This window comes from Streptomyces sp. NPDC039430 (genome assembly GCF_055639435.1).
In genome coordinates, this window is the sequence record NZ_JBVKAK010000003.1 from 571,744 (window position 1) to 588,512 (window position 16,769).

At 69.9% G+C, this 16,769-nt stretch carries 14 protein-coding genes; 8 read left to right on the forward strand and 6 right to left on the reverse strand.

From position 1 onward, the window contains the following. Positions 1 to 2: 2 nt before the first annotated feature. The gene (locus tag ACZ7LS_RS11660) at positions 3 to 887 is read right to left on the reverse strand and encodes a LysR substrate-binding domain-containing protein (protein WP_382667751.1); all 885 of its coding nucleotides are present in this window, start codon (positions 885 to 887) and stop codon (positions 3 to 5) included. Between the two features lie 126 nt (positions 888 to 1,013). Between ACZ7LS_RS11660 and ACZ7LS_RS11665 the strand changes: the two genes are divergently transcribed. After that, a complete protein-coding gene (locus ACZ7LS_RS11665; protein ID WP_382667749.1) occupies positions 1,014 to 2,081 on the forward strand; it encodes a bile acid:sodium symporter family protein in 1,068 nt (355 codons plus the stop codon). A gap of 114 nt (positions 2,082 to 2,195) precedes the next feature. Here ACZ7LS_RS11665 and fdhD read toward each other — a convergent pair whose 3' ends face one another. The 5 genes from fdhD to ACZ7LS_RS11690 all read right to left on the reverse strand — a co-directional run bounded on the left by fdhD (position 2,196) and on the right by ACZ7LS_RS11690 (position 8,847). Further along, on the reverse strand, positions 2,196 to 3,035 hold the full coding sequence (gene fdhD, locus ACZ7LS_RS11670; protein ID WP_382667746.1) for a formate dehydrogenase accessory sulfurtransferase FdhD: 840 nt from the start codon (positions 3,033 to 3,035) through the stop codon (positions 2,196 to 2,198). Positions 3,036 to 3,065: 30 nt separating this feature from the next. Next, positions 3,066 to 3,923: a 2Fe-2S iron-sulfur cluster-binding protein gene (locus ACZ7LS_RS11675; RefSeq protein ID WP_129768049.1), complete on the reverse strand. Its 858-nt coding sequence runs from the start codon at positions 3,921 to 3,923 to the stop codon at positions 3,066 to 3,068. Beyond that, positions 3,920 to 5,809, reverse strand: a complete 1,890-nt coding sequence (locus ACZ7LS_RS11680; protein WP_385129405.1) for an NAD(P)H-dependent oxidoreductase subunit E — start codon at positions 5,807 to 5,809, stop codon at positions 3,920 to 3,922. The genes ACZ7LS_RS11675 and ACZ7LS_RS11680 overlap by 4 nt, the downstream gene beginning before the upstream one ends. A 6-nt stretch (positions 5,810 to 5,815) precedes the next feature. Continuing rightward, entirely contained in the window at positions 5,816 to 7,741 is a 1,926-nt protein-coding gene (locus tag ACZ7LS_RS11685; RefSeq protein WP_385129407.1) for a molybdopterin oxidoreductase family protein, read from the reverse strand. Positions 7,742 to 7,869: 128 nt separating this feature from the next. Next, positions 7,870 to 8,847: a 2-dehydropantoate 2-reductase gene (locus ACZ7LS_RS11690; RefSeq protein WP_382529573.1), complete on the reverse strand. Its 978-nt coding sequence runs from the start codon at positions 8,845 to 8,847 to the stop codon at positions 7,870 to 7,872. A gap of 207 nt (positions 8,848 to 9,054) precedes the next feature. On the opposite strand from ACZ7LS_RS11690, the gene ACZ7LS_RS11695 reads away from it, so the two are divergent. The 7 genes from ACZ7LS_RS11695 to ACZ7LS_RS11725 all read left to right on the forward strand — a co-directional run bounded on the left by ACZ7LS_RS11695 (position 9,055) and on the right by ACZ7LS_RS11725 (position 16,755). Next, on the forward strand, positions 9,055 to 10,431 hold the full coding sequence (locus ACZ7LS_RS11695) for an OFA family MFS transporter (RefSeq protein WP_382667736.1): 1,377 nt from the start codon (positions 9,055 to 9,057) through the stop codon (positions 10,429 to 10,431). Further along, complete coding sequence (locus tag ACZ7LS_RS11700; protein ID WP_382529567.1) at positions 10,394 to 10,537, forward strand: MFS transporter small subunit; 144 nt, start codon at positions 10,394 to 10,396, stop codon at positions 10,535 to 10,537. The genes ACZ7LS_RS11695 and ACZ7LS_RS11700 overlap by 38 nt, the downstream gene beginning before the upstream one ends. A 113-nt stretch (positions 10,538 to 10,650) precedes the next feature. After that, positions 10,651 to 11,598: a beta-ketoacyl-ACP synthase III gene (locus tag ACZ7LS_RS11705; protein ID WP_385129409.1), complete on the forward strand. Its 948-nt coding sequence runs from the start codon at positions 10,651 to 10,653 to the stop codon at positions 11,596 to 11,598. A gap of 115 nt (positions 11,599 to 11,713) precedes the next feature. Further along, on the forward strand, positions 11,714 to 12,391 hold the full coding sequence (locus ACZ7LS_RS11710; protein WP_030350461.1) for a GntR family transcriptional regulator: 678 nt from the start codon (positions 11,714 to 11,716) through the stop codon (positions 12,389 to 12,391). Positions 12,392 to 12,598: 207 nt separating this feature from the next. Then, a complete protein-coding gene (locus ACZ7LS_RS11715; RefSeq protein WP_382529560.1) occupies positions 12,599 to 13,780 on the forward strand; it encodes an ROK family transcriptional regulator in 1,182 nt (393 codons plus the stop codon). 402 nt (positions 13,781 to 14,182) lie between these two features. Continuing rightward, a complete protein-coding gene (locus ACZ7LS_RS11720) occupies positions 14,183 to 15,682 on the forward strand; it encodes a sugar ABC transporter ATP-binding protein (RefSeq protein WP_382529608.1) in 1,500 nt (499 codons plus the stop codon). Next, positions 15,679 to 16,755 (forward strand): ABC transporter permease, encoded by a 1,077-nt coding sequence (locus tag ACZ7LS_RS11725; protein ID WP_382529557.1) that lies wholly within the window; start codon positions 15,679 to 15,681, stop codon positions 16,753 to 16,755. The genes ACZ7LS_RS11720 and ACZ7LS_RS11725 overlap by 4 nt, the downstream gene beginning before the upstream one ends. Positions 16,756 to 16,769 lie beyond the last annotated feature (14 nt).

Here is a 16,769-nt window from a genome sequence, read left to right on the forward strand (position 1 = left end):
GGTCAGCGACTGTCCGCCGCCGGACGGTGCAGCCGGTCGCCGCCCGCCAGGATCGCCGCCGCCAGCGCGTCCGCCGCCTCCTGCGTGTCCCGGCGGCCACGGCGCCGGCCGTGCAGCAGGACGAAGTCCACCCCGCCCAGCTCGGGCAGCCCGGCCTTCGCCGGGACCGGCACCAGGCCGGGCGGTATCAGCCCCCTGGTGTGCGCCATGACACCGAGCCCCGCGCGGGCCGCCGCGATCAGCCCGCTCAGGCTGCCGCTCGTACACGCGATGCGCCAGCGCCGGTCGTGCGCCTCCAGCACCTCCAGCGCGCGGGCGCGGGTGAGGGCGGGCGGCGGGAAGGCGATCAGCGGGACCGGACGCTCCGGGTCCAGGCGCAGCTGTGGTGCCCCGATCCAGGCCAGCGTGGACTGCCAGACCAGCTCGCCGTGGCGGTCGCCCGTGCGGCGTTTGGCCAGCACCAGATCGAGCCGGCCGTCCGCCAGTTGTTCGTGCAGGATGCCGGAGAGCTCCACGGTCAGCTCCAGGTCGACCTCGGGATGGTCGAGCCGGAAGGTCTCCAGGATCTCCGGGAGCCGGGTGAGGACGAAGTCCTCCGAGGCGCCGAACCTGAGCCGGCCGCGCAGCCGCGTCCCGGTGAAGTAGGCCGCCGCCCGGTCGTGGGCCGCCAGGATCGTCCGGGCGAAGCCGAGCATGGCCTCGCCGTCCTCGGTCAGCTCCACGCTATGGGTGTCCCGGGTGAACAGAAGCCGCCCCGTCGCCTCCTCAAGACGGCGGATGTGCTGGCTCACCGTGGACTGGCGCAGTCCGAGCCGGTGCGCGGCCTGCGTGAAACTCAGGGTCTGGGCCACGGCAAGGAAGGTGCGCAGCTGTCGTGGGTCGTACATACCGCCAGGTTAGAGCGTTATCACGAGTCGCGATGACAGTGAGAGCGGTATGCGGGATTCCCGATCATGGAGAACAGGGGGAGCATGGGGAGGCACGCACTGTACCGACAGCCAGTAGTGGAGCACATGAACCGCCGTCCTTCCCCGCGCATCCGGATCCCGTCCTGGCTGCCTGTCGACCCCTACATCCTGGCGCTCATCGGAACCGTCGCCCTCGCCGCGCTGCTGCCGGCCTCCGGCACGGTCGCCGATGTCGCGGGTGGGGCCTCGACGGGCGCGGTGGCGCTGCTGTTCTTCCTCTACGGAGCACGGCTCTCCACCCGCGAGATGGTCGACGGGCTGAAGCACTGGCGGCTCCATCTGACCGTCCTCGCCTGTACGTTCCTGCTCTTCCCGCTGCTGGGGCTGGCGGCACGGGGGCTCGTACCGTTCGCCCTGACCCCCGAGCTCTACAGCGGACTGCTCTTCCTCTGCCTGGTGCCCTCCACGGTCCAGTCGTCCATCGCCTTCACCTCCATCGCCCGCGGCAATGTGGCGGCCGCGATCTGCGCCGGGTCCTTCTCCAGCCTCGTCGGCATCGTGATCACCCCCCTGCTCGCGGCGCTGCTGATCGGCGGCGGGACGACCGGCTTCTCCGCCGACTCGCTGTTCAGGATCGCCGTCCAACTGCTGCTGCCGTTCCTCGCGGGCCAGTTGCTGCGCCGCTGGATCGTCGGCTTCCTCACCCGCCACCGCACACTGCTCGGCCTGGTCGACCGCGGCTCGGTCCTGCTGGTCGTCTACACCGCGTTCAGCCAGGGCATGGCCGCGGGCGTCTGGCACCAGGTGACCCCCGCCAGGCTGGCGGTGCTGCTGGGCGTCGAGGCGGTGCTGCTCGCCGCGATGCTCTCGCTGAGCTGGTACGGCGGCAAGCGCCTGGGCTTCGGCCGCGCGGACCGGATCGCGATCCAGTTCGCCGGATCGAAGAAGAGCCTGGCGGCGGGGCTGCCCATGGCGAGCGTGCTGTTCGGCGCGCAGGCGAGCCTGGCCGTACTGCCGCTGATGCTGTTCCACCAGATGCAGTTGATGGTGTGCGCGGTGATCGCGAAGCGCCGGGCGAAGGATTCCCAGCAGCCGCGGCAACCGGAGGTCCCGGGGCCACGAAATCGCCCCGCCTCGATCCGTACGCCCGTCTCCACACCCGTCGGCGAGTGAGCCGAAGGGGCGCGCCGACGAGGCGAACCGAGCCTCACGGAAAAGAAGAAAGGACCCGGCCGACGCAGGGGGCGCTCCCCGCCGGCCGGGCCCTGTTCCGTGCAGCGGGGGTGGTCAGACCCCGGTGTGCAGGGCGATCCTCCCGTCCCCCGCGTACACGTTCATGGAGGCGCCGCGGAGGAAGCCGACGAGCGTGAGCCCGCTCTCCGCGGCGAGATCGACGGCGAGCGACGAAGGCGCCGACACCGCCGCCAGCACAGGAATGCCCGCCATCACGGCTTTCTGTGCGAGTTCGAAGGAAGCGCGGCCGGAGACGAGCAGGATCGCCCGGGAGAGCGGCAGCAGGTCCTGCCGCAGTGCCCGGCCGACGAGCTTGTCGACGGCGTTGTGGCGGCCGACATCCTCCCGGATGTCGAGCATCTCGCCGTCCTCGGAGAACAGCGCGGCCGCGTGGAGGCCCCCGGTCCGGTCGAAGACCTGCTGCGCCGCCCGCAGCCGGTCGGGGAGACCGGAGAGCAGCGCGGGTTCGACGCGGACCGGGGGAGTGTCGTTGATCGGGAAGCGGGCGGTGGTCCGTACGGCGTCCAGGCTGGCCTTGCCACACAGCCCGCACGACGAGGTCGTGTAGACATTCCGCTCCAGTGTGATGTCCGGCACGGGCACTCCCGGCGCGAGCCGTACGTCGACCACGTTGTACGTGTTCGAGCCGTCGTCCTTCGCCCCGGCGCAGTACACGATGGACTGGACATCGGACCCCGCCGCCAGGACCCCTTCGCTGACCAGGAAGCCCGCCGCGAGCGCGAAGTCGTCGCCCGGCGTGCGCATGGTGATGGCGAGTGGCTTGCCGTTCAGCCGGATTTCCAGCGGTTCTTCGGCCACCAGGGTGTCGGGGCGGGTCGAGACGGCTCCGTCCCGGATACGGATGGTGCGGCGGCGCTCGGTGACCCGTCCCATGTGATCCAGTCCTACTCGTCGGTGCTGCCGTCAGTGCTGCTGTACGTGCTGGTAGCCGAAACGGCCCTTGATGCAGAGGTTTCCGTGTGTCACCGGATTGTCGTGCGGCGATGTCACCTTCACGATCTCATTGTCCTGCACGTGCAGTGTCAGATTGCAGCCGACACCGCAGTAGGCGCAGATCGTGGTGGTCTCCGTCTGGGCCGGTTCGTTCCAGGTGCCGGCCTCCCGCATGTCGAATTCCGACTTGAAGCTGAGTGCTCCGGTCGGGCAGACCTCGATGCAGTTACCGCAGTAGACACAGGCCGAATCGGTGAGCGGTGTGTCGTGCTCGGTGGAGATACGGGCGTCGAAGCCGCGGCCCGCAACGGAGATCGCGAACGAATTCTGCCACTGCTCGCCGCATGCGTCGACACACTTGTAGCACTGGATGCATTTGTCGTAGTCGCGGACGTACAGATCATTGTCGATCTTCGGTTCCTCGTTCAGCCTGGCCGCGTCGGGCCCGAAGCGCTCGGGCTTCGCGTCGTACTCCTTGAGCCACTCCGCGGCCCTCGGGGTGGTGGAGAGGTCGGTCGACGAGGCGAGGAGTTCGAGGACGATCTTCCGGCTGTGCCGGGCGCGCTCGGTGTCCGTGCGGACGTCCATGCCCGCCTCCGCGCGGCGCGAGCAGGCGGGCGCCAGCGTACGGGCGCCCTCGACCTCGACGACACACACGCGGCAGGCGTTCTTCGGGGTGAGTGTGTCGCCCTCGCAGAGCGTCGGGATGTCCTTGCCCGCGGCCCGGCAGGCGTCGAGCAGGGTGGACCCCTCCGGTACCCGGGTCTCCTGGCCGTCCAGGGTGAACTCGATGAGCCGGCGCGGTGGTTGAAGCGGTATCGCGGTCACTCGGCACCCCTTGACTCGAAGACGTCCAGACGGTCGATGGCGGACTCGACGGCGTTCCACGCGGTCTGTCCGAGACCGCAGATGGACGCGTCCTTCATGGCCCGGCCGACCTCGCGCAGCAGCGCGACGTCCCCGGCGGCCTCGGCGCCCGTGCGGTCCAGGATCCGGTGCAGGGCCTCCTCCTGCCGTACCGTGCCGACCCGGCAGGGCACACACTGCCCGCAGGACTCGTCGCGGAAGAACTCGGCGATGCGGAGCAGCATCCGCGGCAGTCGTACGGTGTCGTCCATCACCAGCACCACACCGGATCCGAGTGTGGTGCCGGCCGCTCTCGTCCCCTCGAAGGTGAGCGGGATGTCCCGCTCGTCGGGCCGTACGAACCCGCCCGCGGCGCCGCCGAGCAGGATCGCGCGCACCTCGCCCGGTGTGCCCGCCAGATCGAGCAGCTCGCCCAGCGTGGCGCCGAAGGGCAGTTCGTAGATTCCGGGGCGCGACACACTGCCGGAGACACAGAACAGCTTGGGCCCGGTGGACTGGGCCGTGCCGGTCGCCGCGTACGCCTGGGCGCCGCCGGTGAGGATCGGCAGCACATTGATCAGTGTCTCGACGTTGTTCTCGGCGGTCGGCTTGCCGAACAGGCCCTGTTCCACCGGGAAGGGCGGCTTGGAGCGCGGCTCGCCCCGGTAGCCCTCGATGGAGTTGAACAGCGCGGTCTCCTCACCGCAGATGTACGCGCCCGCACCGCGCCGGATCTCGATGTCGAAGGCGTACCCCTGGCCGAGGACATCGTCCCCGAGCAGTCCGCGGGCGCGCGCCTGGTCGATCGCGTTCCGGAGGAGCCGCAGGGCGCGCGGATACTCGCCGCGCAGATAGAGATAGCCGTGGTGCGCGCCGACCGCGTATCCGGCGATGGTCATCGACTCGATCAGGGAGTATGGGTCGCCCTCCATGACCACACGGTCCTTGAAGGTGCCGGGTTCCGACTCGTCGGCGTTGCAGACCAGATAGTGCGGATGGGCCGGCTGCGAGGCGGTGGCCTGCCACTTGCGGCCGGTGGGGAAGGCCGCGCCGCCGCGGCCGACCAGACCGGCGTCGGTGACCTCCCTGATGACCCCGGCGGCCCCGATGTCGAAGGCCCGCCGCAGCGCCGCGTAGCCGCCGTGCGCCCGGTAGTCGTCGAGGCTGTACGGATCGACGACCCCGACCCGGCGGAGCAGTGTCAGTCCTGGCTGCCCGGCCTGCGGCACGGCCATCGCGGCGGCGGGTTCCGCCGGCGCGGCCTCGGGCGCGGCCGTGGCCAGGACGAGCGCCTCGGCGGTGGCGGGGGCGACGACTGCCGTGGCGTACGGCCGGGACGGCGGCTCCGTCGCCTCGGCGTCCGCCGCCGGCCCCGCCTGGATGAGCAGCGCCGCCGGGGCGCGCTCGCAGAGGCCGAGACAGGGGCTCGGCTGCCAGACAGCGCCGCCCGTGGGCGTGCCCGCGGCCCCCAGCCGCTCTTCCAGGCGCGCGCAGAGCGCCTGGGAGCCATGGGCGGCGCAGGCCAGGTCGATGCAGACGTGCAGCACCTTCGCGGGGCGTGGGGTGACCGCGAACATCGCGTAGAACGTGGCGACGCCGTACGCCTCCGCCGGCGGTACCGTGAGCCGCCGGCAGAGGTAGTCCAGCGCGCCCTCGCTGATCCAGCCGACACGGTCGTTGACCGCGTGCAACCCCGGCAGCAGCAGGTCTCTGCGCGCCCGCGCCTCGCGACCGCCCCGCGCCCAGCGCAGATCCGTGTCCGTACGGTCCTCCGCGCCCTCCCAGGCCGAGGCCGGCGGGCCGAGCAGCGCGTCGACCGCCGCCCGCTCCTCGTCGGTCGGTTTGCTGTCACCGAAGTGCAGGTCCACTGAGTCTCAGCTCCTCGACGCCGCTGCGGGCAGCTTCTCGATCCGGATCGCCGAGGCCTTGAACTCGGCGGTGCCCGCGATCGGGCAATTGGCCTCGATGGTCAGCTGGTTGGTGTCCACCTCGTCCGGGAAGTGCATGGTCATGAAGGCGAGACCGGGACGGAGCCCCGGATCGACCCAGACCGGCGCCTGGACGGTGCCGCGCCGCGACGAGATCCGGACCTCCTCGCCCACCGTCACCCCGTACCGCTCGGCGTCCTCCGGGCACAGCTCGACATACTCGCCGCGCCGCAGGGGAGAGGCGAAACTGCCGCTCTGCACACCGGTGTTGTACGAGTCGAGCCGGCGTCCCGTGGTGAGCCTGATCGGGTACTGATCGTCCGTCAGGTCGACCGGGGGGTCATGCTTGACGATGCCGAAGGGGGCGAGCCTGCCGCGCTTGGCGGGGTCCGCCTCCCACAGCCTGCCGTGCAGATAGGTCGGTTCGAGCTTGTCCGTGTCCGGGCAGGGCCACTGGATGCCCTGATGCTCCGCCAGCCGCTCGTAGGTCATGCCGTAGTGGTCGGGGGAGACCGAACGCAGCTCGTTCCACACCGACTCGGCGTCCGCGTACTTCCAGGCGTGCCCGAGCCGGCCCGCCAGCTCGCAGATGATGTCGATGTCCTCGCGCGCCTCGCCCGGCGGCTCGACGGCCTTGCGCACCCGCTGCACCCGGCGTTCGCTGTTGGTGGTGGTGCCGTCCGTCTCCGCCCAGGCGGCGGTGGCGGGCAGCACCACATCGGCGAGTTCGGCGGTCTTGGTGAGGAAGATGTCCTGCACCACGAGGCAGTCGAGCCGCTTCATCCGCTCCACGGCCTGTTCGCTGTCGGCCTCGGACTGGGCGGGGTTCTCGCCGATGCAGTAGACGGCCTTCAGCTCGCCGGTCTCCATCGCCTCGAACATGTCCGTCAGGTTCAGTCCGTAGTGCGGCTGGATCACGGTGTCCCACGCGGTCTCGAACTTCCGCCGGACACCGGGCTCCAGGATGTCCTGGAAGCCGGGCAGCCGGTTGGGGATGGCGCCCATGTCGCCGCCGCCCTGCACGTTGTTCTGACCGCGCAGCGGCTGCACGCCCGAGCCGTACCGGCCGACATGCCCGGTGAGGAGCGAGAGGTTGATCAGCGCCCGTACGTTGTCGGTGCCGTTGTGGTGCTCGGTGATGCCCAGCGTCCAGCACAACTGCGCGCGTTCGGCGCGGGCGTAGGCGTGCGCGAGTTCGCGGATCGCCTCGGCCGGTACGCCGGTCACCTGCTCGGCCACCGACAGCGTCCACGGCTCGACCTCGGCGGCGTACTCCTCGAACCCGGTGGTGGCGCGCTCGATGAACGAGCGGTTGTGCAGCCCCGCGTGGATGATCTCGCGGCCGACCGCGTGGGCCAGCGGGATGTCCGTACCGACGTTCAGTCCCAGCCAGCTCTCGGCCCATTCTGCGGTGGAGGTACGGCGGGGGTCGACGGCGTACATCCGCGCGCCGTTCCTGATGCCCCGCAGCACATGCTGGAAGAAGATCGGGTGGGCGAAGCGGGCGTTGGAGCCCCACATCACGATCAGATCCGTATGGTCGACCTCCCCGTACGAGGAGGTGCCGCCCCCGGATCCGAAGACGGCGGAGAGACCGGCCACACTCGGCGCGTGACAGGTCCTGTTGCAGGAGTCCACATTGTTGGTGCCCATCACCACACGGGCGAACTTCTGGGCCACATAGTTCATTTCGTTGGTGGCGCGGGCGCAGGAGAACATCCCGAACGCGCCGCGTGCGGCGCCCAGGCCCTCGGCCGCGCGGTCCAGCGCCTCGTCCCAGGTCGCCCTGCGGAGGGGGCCGCCCTTCTCGTCCCGCACCAGGGGGTGGGTGATGCGGGCATACGTCTTCGGCGTGCGGTCTCGCTTCTTCACGCTGCGCTCTCCTTTGGGAGTGGTGGCCGCGCCCCATTGCATACAGTATCCCGGTGGCGGGTACGCGAGGGAACCCCGGTGCGGGGATTTGACGCGTACCCGCCTCTCCGGGAATCGGCGACGGGTGGTCAGGCAGCCGCGGTCACACCGCGGGCGAGCAGATCGGAGATCGCGTCGACCGTGCGGAGCGTCGGCACCTGGACATCACTGATCGCGGCGAGTTCCACGACGGCGGCGAGCAGGACATCCAGCTCCAGGGGCTTGCCCTTCTCCAGGTCCTGGAGAGTGGAGGTCCGGTGGTCACCGACCCTTTCCGCCCCCGCCAGCCGCCGTTCAACGGATATGTCGGGGCGGCAGCCCAGCGCCTCGGCGACCCGCAGGGCCTCCGACATCATCAGTTCGATGACCTCGCGGGTGGAGCGGTGCAGACACATCTCCCGCATGGTGGCGCGGGTGAGGGCGCTGATCGGGTTGAACGAGATATTGCCGAGGAGCTTGATCCAGATGTCCTCGCGCAACTCGGCCTCGACGGGACATTTGAGACCTCCGGTACGCATGGCATCGCTGAATTCCAGACACCTCGCGGACACCGAGCGGTCGGGTTCGCCGATCGAGAACCGGGTGCCTTCGAGATGCCGGACGATGCCCGGTCCCTCCAGCTCCGTCGCCGCGTACACCACACACCCGATCGCACGTTCGGGTGGGAGTACGGCGCTGACCGAGCCGCCCGGATCGACGCTCTCGACCCGCCGGCCGTCGTGCGGGCCGCCGTGGCCGTGGAAGTACCACCAGGGAATGCCGTTCTGGGCGGCGATGACCGCCGTACTGTCCTTGAGCAGAGGCGTCACCAGCGGCCCGCACGCCGCGTAGGAGTTCGCCTTCAGTCCGAGGAACACATAGTCGACCGGACCGATGTCCTCCGGCCGGTCGGTGGCGTGCACCCGCGCGGTGAAATCGCCGCGTGGGCTGAGCACTCTGACTCCGTGCTCCCGCATGGCGGACAAGTGCGGTCCGCGGGCGATGAGATGGACGTCGGCGCCCGCTCGGTCGAGAGCGGCTCCGACATAGGCGCCGATCGCTCCGGCGCCGACAACTGCGACTTTCACTGTGGGGCTCTCCGTTCGGTTTGAGGGAGACCGAGGGAAGGGTCACACTCCGCTGTCTGTTCTCTGTGCCGTTGATCACACTCCGTGTTGACGATATATTGTCTACAGTATGTAGTTCTGGTCGACAAGGCTCCGGAAAGGTATGCAGTCGGCAAACTCGGCCGAAGATCTTCCCTACCGGTCGGTCGGTTCCTAGAGTTCCCGACCATGACGCCACCACTCGCGCCCGCCGGCTGGAGCCGCTGGCTGGTACCCCCCGCCGCGCTGTCGGTGCACCTGTCGATCGGGCAGGCCTACGCCTGGAGCGTGTTCAAGCCACCGCTCGAATCGGCGCTCGGACTCTCCGGCACCGCCAGCGCCCTCCCGTTCCAGCTGGGCATCGTCATGCTCGGGCTGTCGGCGGCCTTCGGCGGCACCCTCGTCGAACGCAAGGGGCCGCGCTGGGCGATGACGGTCGCTCTCTGCTGCTTCTCGTCGGGCTTCCTGCTCGCCGCGCTCGGCGCCGTCACCGAGCAGTACTGGCTGATCGTCTTCGGCTACGGCTTCGTCGGCGGTATCGGCCTCGGCATCGGTTACATCTCGCCCGTCTCCACCCTGATCAAGTGGTTCCCCGACCGGCCCGGCATGGCCACCGGCATCGCCATCATGGGCTTCGGCGGCGGCGCGCTCATCGCCTCGCCATGGTCCGCGCAGATGCTGGACTCGTTCGGCGCGGGGAGCAAGGGGATCGCGCTCGCCTTCCTGGTGCACGGGCTGGTGTACGCGGTGTTCATGGCGCTCGGCGTCCTGCTCGTCCGCGTACCCCCGCCCGGCTACCGGCAGGGCGGGGACGGCGGGGCGCGGCCGGCCCCCGGCGCCGAGCCCGCCGCGGGCGCGCTGATCTCCACCGCGCAGGTGTCCGCCAGATCCGCCGTGCGCACCCCGCAGTTCTGGTGCCTGTGGGTCGTCCTGTGCATGAACGTCACCGCGGGGATCGGAATCCTGGAGAAGGCCGCCCCGATGATCACCGACTTCTTCGCGGAGACCGACACGCCCGTCAGCGTCTCGGCCGCCGCCGGCTTCGTGGCACTGCTCTCCGCCGCCAACATGGCGGGCCGGATCGGCTGGTCCTCCACCTCGGACCTGATCGGCCGGAAGAACATGTACCGCGTCTATCTCGGCGTCGGCGCGGTGATGTATCTGCTGATCTCACTGTTCGGCGACTCGTCCAAGCCGCTGTTCGTCCTCTGCGCGCTGGTGATCCTGTCCTTCTACGGAGGCGGATTCGCCACGATCCCCGCCTACCTGAAGGATCTCTTCGGCACCTACCAGGTGGGCGCCATCCACGGCCGGCTGCTCACCGCCTGGTCCACCGCCGGTGTGCTCGGCCCGCTGATCGTCAACCGGGTCGCGGACAGTCAGGAAGCGGCGGGCAGAAGCGGATCGGGGCTGTACGGTCTCTCGTTCACCATCATGATCGGGCTGCTGGTCATCGGCTTCGTCGCCAATGAACTGGTCAGGCCCGTCCACCCGCGCCACCACGTCCCCGCCCCCAGGGAGGCCGCAGATGAACACGTCCCCAGCGAAGAGCACCGTGCCGCCTGAGCCGCGTACCGGTCTGATCGTCTTCGCCTGGCTTTGGGTCGGGATCCCCCTCGCGTACGGTGTGTATGAGCTGGTACTGAAGGCGGCCCAGCTTTTCACCGGATGATATGGAGTCTCCAAGCGGCGCGGCTGAATCCTGTTGGTTCACCCGCACCCCTACCGGTGAGTCGCTGACGAGACTGGAGCATTCCTGACGTCGAACCAGAGGGGGTCCCGGGCATGACCGGCACTCGCATCGCCGCGCTCGGGCACTATCAGCCCGCCAAGGTGCTCACCAATCACGACCTGGCGGGCATGGTCGACACCAGTGACGCGTGGATCACCAGCCGGGTAGGGATCAGAACCCGCCATATGGCGGGGCCCGACGAGCCGGTGGACGAACTGGCCGCGCACGCGGGGGCCAAGGCCCTCGCCTCGGCGGGGCTCACCCCGGCGGACATCGATCTGGTGCTGGTCGCGACCTCCACCGCCATCGACCGCTCCCCGAACACCGCGGCCCGGGTCGCCGCCCGGCTCTCCATGGGCTCGCCCGCCGTGATGGACCTCAATGTCGTCTGCGCGGGCTTCACCCACGCGCTCGCCACCGCCGACCACGCCGTACGGGCGGGCTCCGCCTCCCGCGTCCTGGTGATCGGGGCGGACAAGATGACGGCGATCACGGACTGGACCGATCGCTCGACCTGCGTATTGGTCGGTGACGGCGCGGGCGCGGCGGTCGTCGTGGCGGCAGGCGCGGACGAGGAGCCGGGCATCGGCCCGGTGCTCTGGGGCTCGGTGCCGGAGATGGGCCACGCGGTACGGATCGAGGGCAGTCCGCCGGTCTTCGCCCAGGAGGGCCAGTCCGTCTACCGCTGGGCGACCACCCAGCTGCCGCCGATCGCCCGTCAGGTCTGCGCACGGGCGGGTGTCACCCCCGAGGAGCTGGCCGCGGTCGTGCTGCACCAGGCCAATCTGCGGATCATCGAGCCCGTGGCCCAGAAGATCGGTGCGGTCAACGCGGTCATCGCCCGTGATGTGGTGGATTCGGGCAATACGTCGGCGGCGTCGATCCCGATGGCCCTGTCCAAAATCGTGGACCGCGGAGAGATCGCGTCGGGTGCGCCGGTACTGCTCTTCGGCTTCGGGGGAAACCTCTCCTACGCGGGCCAGGTCATCCGCTGCCCCTGAATCCCGGTGTTCTCGGTAGACTGTAGACGATAGCCAATGTCTTGATGCTCATCACCCCTGGTGACATCGGTCCATCGCTACAGTCAATGACACTGCCGGCCAGGAGGGGGACGCGATGTTGTCCGCGAAGTTGGCGCAAGGTGCCGTGCCTAAACTCGAACGACCGGGACCACTGCGTGAACGTGTGTACGAGGCCCTGCTCGAACTGATCACGACCCGGGCGCTCCAGCCCGGTCAGCACCTCGTCGAGAGCGAACTCGCGCGTCATCTGGGGGTGTCCAGGCAGCCGGTGCGGGAGGCCCTCCAGCGCCTCAACACCGAGGGCTGGGTCGATCTGCGCCCGGCACAGGGCGCCTTCGTCCATGAGCCGACCGAGGACGAGGCGGACCAGCTGCTGTCGGTCCGTACGCTCCTGGAGGCGGAGGCCGCCCGGCTGGCCGCGGCCAACTCCGGTGCGGCGGGGATCGCCGAGCTGGAGGCGCTGTGCGCCAAGGGCGAGCAGTCCGTGGCCGACGACGACCGGGATCTGACCGTCGCCACCAATGCCGCCTTCCACGCCAAGGTCATGGAGCTGGCGGGCAATGTCGTGCTGGCCGAGCTGGCCGCGCAGGTGGACCGCCGGGTGCGCTGGTACTACACACCGGTCGCCCGGCAGCGCGGCAAGCAGTCCTGGATCGAGCACCGGGAGCTGATCGCCGCGATTTCTACGCGCGACGAGCGCCGTGCGACGGAGGTCATGAAGGCCCACACGGAGCACACGCGCAACACGTACCACCACCGGCAAGAGTCCTGATCCTCCCGAACCCCGCCATTCCTCGCCGACCCGAAAAGTAGGTGCGAAGGACGGTAAAAGCGACGCCCCGAAGCGGCTTTGTCCTCGGTGTGGAGAAAGTTGGGACCGATTCCCGCTCAACTTCTTCCCCCTGCGGGCAAGCGCTGCTACGTTCCCTCGAAAGCCCGACGCATAGGCCGAGAAGGCGGGGAGGGGCGCGTGAGACGTATGACCGCACGACCCGCGAACGCGCATCAGGCGCGACTGCTCAGGCTGTTGCGCGACGGTGGCCCCAACTCCCGTGCGCAACTGGGTGACCAGGTCGATCTCTCGCGCTCCAAGCTCGCCGTCGAGGTGGACCGGCTGCTGGAGACCGGCCTGGTGGTCGCCGACGGACTCGCCGCCTCGCGCGGCGGCCGGCGCTCCCACAACATCCGGCTGGCGCCCGCTCTGCGCTTCCTCGGTGTCGACATCGGCGCCACCTCCATCGATGTCGCCGTGACCAACGCGGAGCTGGAGGTGCTGGGACATCTCAACCACCCCATGGACGTCCGCGAGGGCCCCGTCGCCGTCTTCGAGCAGGTGCTCGTCATGGCGGCCAAGCTCAAGGTCTCCGGACTCGCCGACGAGTTCGACGGCGCCGGTATCGGCGTGCCGGGACCCGTCCGCTTCCCCGAGGGTGTCCCGGTCGCGCCGCCGATCATGCCGGGCTGGGACGGCTTCCCCGTACGGGAGGCGCTCAGCCAGGAACTCGGCTGCCCGGTCATGGTCGACAACGATGTGAACCTGATGGCGATGGGGGAGCAGCACGCGGGCGTCGCACGCTCGGTCGGTGACTTCCTCTGCGTCAAGATCGGTACCGGTATCGGCTGCGGGATCGTCGTCGGCGGCGAGGTCTACCGCGGTACGACCGGCAGCGCCGGCGACATCGGACATATCCAGGTCGAGTCGGACGGACGCGCCTGCGCCTGTGGCAACAAGGGCTGTCTGGAGGCCTACTTCAGCGGCGCCGCCCTCGCCCGGGACGCCGAGGAGGCCGCGCGCTCCGGCCGCTCGCCCGAACTGGCCGCCCGGCTGGAGGCCACGGACCGGCTCTCCGCCGTGGATGTCGCCGCGGCCGCCGCCGCCGGTGACCCCACCGCCCTCGATCTCATCCGGGCCGGCGGCAACCGCGTGGGCCAGGTCATCGCCGGGCTCGTCAGCTTCTTCAACCCGGGCCTCGTGGTGATCGGCGGCGGGGTGACCGGTCTCGGCCACACGCTGCTGGCCAGCGTACGTACCCAGGTCTACCGGCAGTCCCTGCCGCTGGCCACCGGCAATCTCCCCATAGTCCTGGGGGAGTTGGGCCCGACCGCCGGAGTCACCGGCGCGGCCCGGCTCATCAGCGACCACCTGTTCTCGCCGGCCTGACGCCCGTCAGGGGCCGGCGGCGCACCACCGGACACCACCGCTCCATCCGTAACACCACAGCTCCATCGGTCACACCAGCAGTACGCACGAGCCGCACCACCCGTCACACCAGCAGTACGCACGAGCCGCAGCACCGTCACACCAGCAGCACGCACGAGCCGCACCGCCGTCATCACCGCAACAGGCGCGAGCCGCAGCACCCGTACGAGCCGCGTCACCCGCACGAGCCGCATCCGCACCACGTACCGACACCGCTCCGCCGCACCTGGTTCCGCCCTGCCCAACTCCGCCCTGCTTTCTTCCTTTTGCCCATTTTCTGCCCTGCCCGCTCTACGGCCGCATCCGCCGAGGGGATACGCCATGGCACCAACACCCGCACCACCGGAACGACTTCTGCTCACCATGTCCGGCATCACCAAGCTGTTCCCCGGTGTCCGCGCCCTCGACGGTGTGGACCTGGAGGTCGAGGCGGGCGAGGTCCACTGCCTGCTCGGCCAGAACGGCGCCGGCAAATCCACCCTCATCAAGGTGCTCGCCGGGGCCCATCAGCCCGACGGCGGTGTGATCACCTGGCGCGGCGAGGCCGTCACACTGAAATCACCCATCGCCGCCATGCGGCTCGGTATCGCGACCATTTACCAGGAACTCGACCTGGTCGAAGGGCTGACGGTCGCCGAGAACATCTTCCTCGGGCACGAACCCACCACCGCCGGCTTCGTGGTCAGGGGCCGGGAGGCGAGGACGCGTGCGACCGCGCTGCTCAAGCGGCTCGGCCACCCCGAGATCCAGGCGCACCGGCCCGTCGGCTCGCTCTCCGCCGCACAGCAGCAGATCGTGTCGATGGCCCGCGCCCTCTCGCACGACGTACGGCTCATCGTGATGGACGAGCCGTCCGCTGCCCTCGACCCCGACGAGGTCGACAACCTCTTCCGTATCGTCTCCACGCTCACCGCCGACGGCGTGGCCGTCATCTACATCTCCCACCGGCTGGAGGAGATCCGGCGCATCGGCGACCGCGTCACCGTCATCAAGGACGGCAGGACCGTGGCCGTCGCCCTGCCCGCGAAGGAGACCCCGACCCGCGAGGTCGTCGCGCTGATGACCGGCCGGAACGTCGAGTACGTCTTCCCCGAGCGGCCCACGGCCACGGCCGCGGCGGCGCGCGCCGAGCCCGTACTGAAGGTCGAAGGGCTGGCCAGGGACGGGGAGTTCGCCCCCGTCGACCTCGAACTGCGGCCCGGCGAGATCGTCGGACTCGCGGGACTCGTCGGCTCCGGCCGCTCCGAGATCCTGGAGACGATCTACGGCGCGCGCAAGGCCACCGCGGGCCGGGTGCTCGTCAACGGCACCCCGCTGCGGCCCGGCAGCGTACGCGCCGCCGTCCGCGCGGGGCTCGGCCTCGCCCCCGAGGAGCGCAAGGCACAGGGCCTGCTGATGCTCGAATCCGTCACCCGCAACGTGTCGGTGTCGTCGCTGTCCCGCTTCGCGCGGGCCGGCTGGCTCGACCACACGGCGGAGCGGACCGCGGCCAGGGAGGCCACCAGGGAACTCTCCCTGCGCCCCGACAACCCGGACGCCCGTATCCGTACCCTCTCCGGCGGCAACCAGCAGAAGGCGGTCCTCGCCCGCTGGCTGCTGCGCGGCTGCCGGGTACTGCTGCTCGACGAGCCGACGCGCGGCGTCGATGTCGGCGCCCGCGCCGAGCTGTACGCCGTGATCCGCCGGCTGGCCGACGAGGGCCTCGCCGTACTGCTCGTCTCCAGCGAGGTTCCCGAAGTCCTGGGCCTCGCCGACCGGGTGCTGGTGCTCCGTGAGGGCCAGGTCGTCCACCGGGCGCCCGCCCAGGAGCTCGACGAGCACCGTGTACTCGACCTTGTGATGGAAGGGAGCCCGACGTCATGAAACAGCCTGCCTCCGAGGCGCAGCAGGGCGGGCCCGACGCGGCGGCCGCGCCCGAGCCGCCCACGCCGCCCGCCACGTCCCACGCGTCCGCCAAGTCCACGGAGGAGAAGGGCGGTTGGCGCGCCCTCGGGCTGCGTCTCGACGTCCGTAACCTCTCCCTGCTCGGGGTGCTCGCCGCACTGATCATCGTCGGCGGCATCACCAAGCCCGATCAGTTCCTGGACACCAACAACCTCCAGCTGGTGCTCACCCAGGCGTCCGTCATCGGCGTGGTCACCGTCGGTATGACGTTCGTGATCACCAGCGGCGGGATCGATCTGTCGGTCGGCGCGATCGTGGCGCTGGCGTCGGTCTGGGCGACCACACTGGCCACCCAGGAATACGGGTTCGCCGGCATCCTCTTCACCGCGGTGATCGTGGGTCTGGCCTGCGGACTGGTCAACGGCGTACTGATCGCCTACGGCGGGATGGTGCCGTTCATCGCCACCCTCGCGATGCTCGCCTCCGCCCGTGGTCTGGCCCTCCAGATCACCGACGGCAAGACCCAGATCGTCACCGTCGACTCGGTCCTCGACCTCGGGGTCCGTGACTCGTACATCCTGGGCATCCCGCCGCTCGTGCTGGTCTTCGCGGCCGTCACGGTCATCGGCTGGCTGATCCTCAACCGTACGACCTTCGGCCGGCGCACCGTCGCCGTCGGCGGCAACGCGGAAGCCGCGCGGCTCGCCGGCATCGACGTACGCAGGCAGCGGCTCTACCTGTATCTGCTCTCCGGCCTCTGCTGCGGTATCGCGGCGTTCCTGCTGATCGTCCTGGCCGGCTCGGGACAGAACACCAACGGGAATCTGTACGAGCTGGACGCCATCGCCGCGGCGATCATCGGCGGCACCCTCCTCAGCGGCGGCCGCGGCACGATCGTCGGCTCCGTACTCGGTGTTCTGGTCTTCACCACGATCACCAACATCTTCGCCCTCAACAACCTGCAGAGCGACGTCCAGCAGATCGCCAAGGGCGCGATCATCGTCGCCGCCGTACTGGTCCAGCGCCGCACCGTGCGCAACGGCGAGTCCTGACTTCCGGTCTCGCA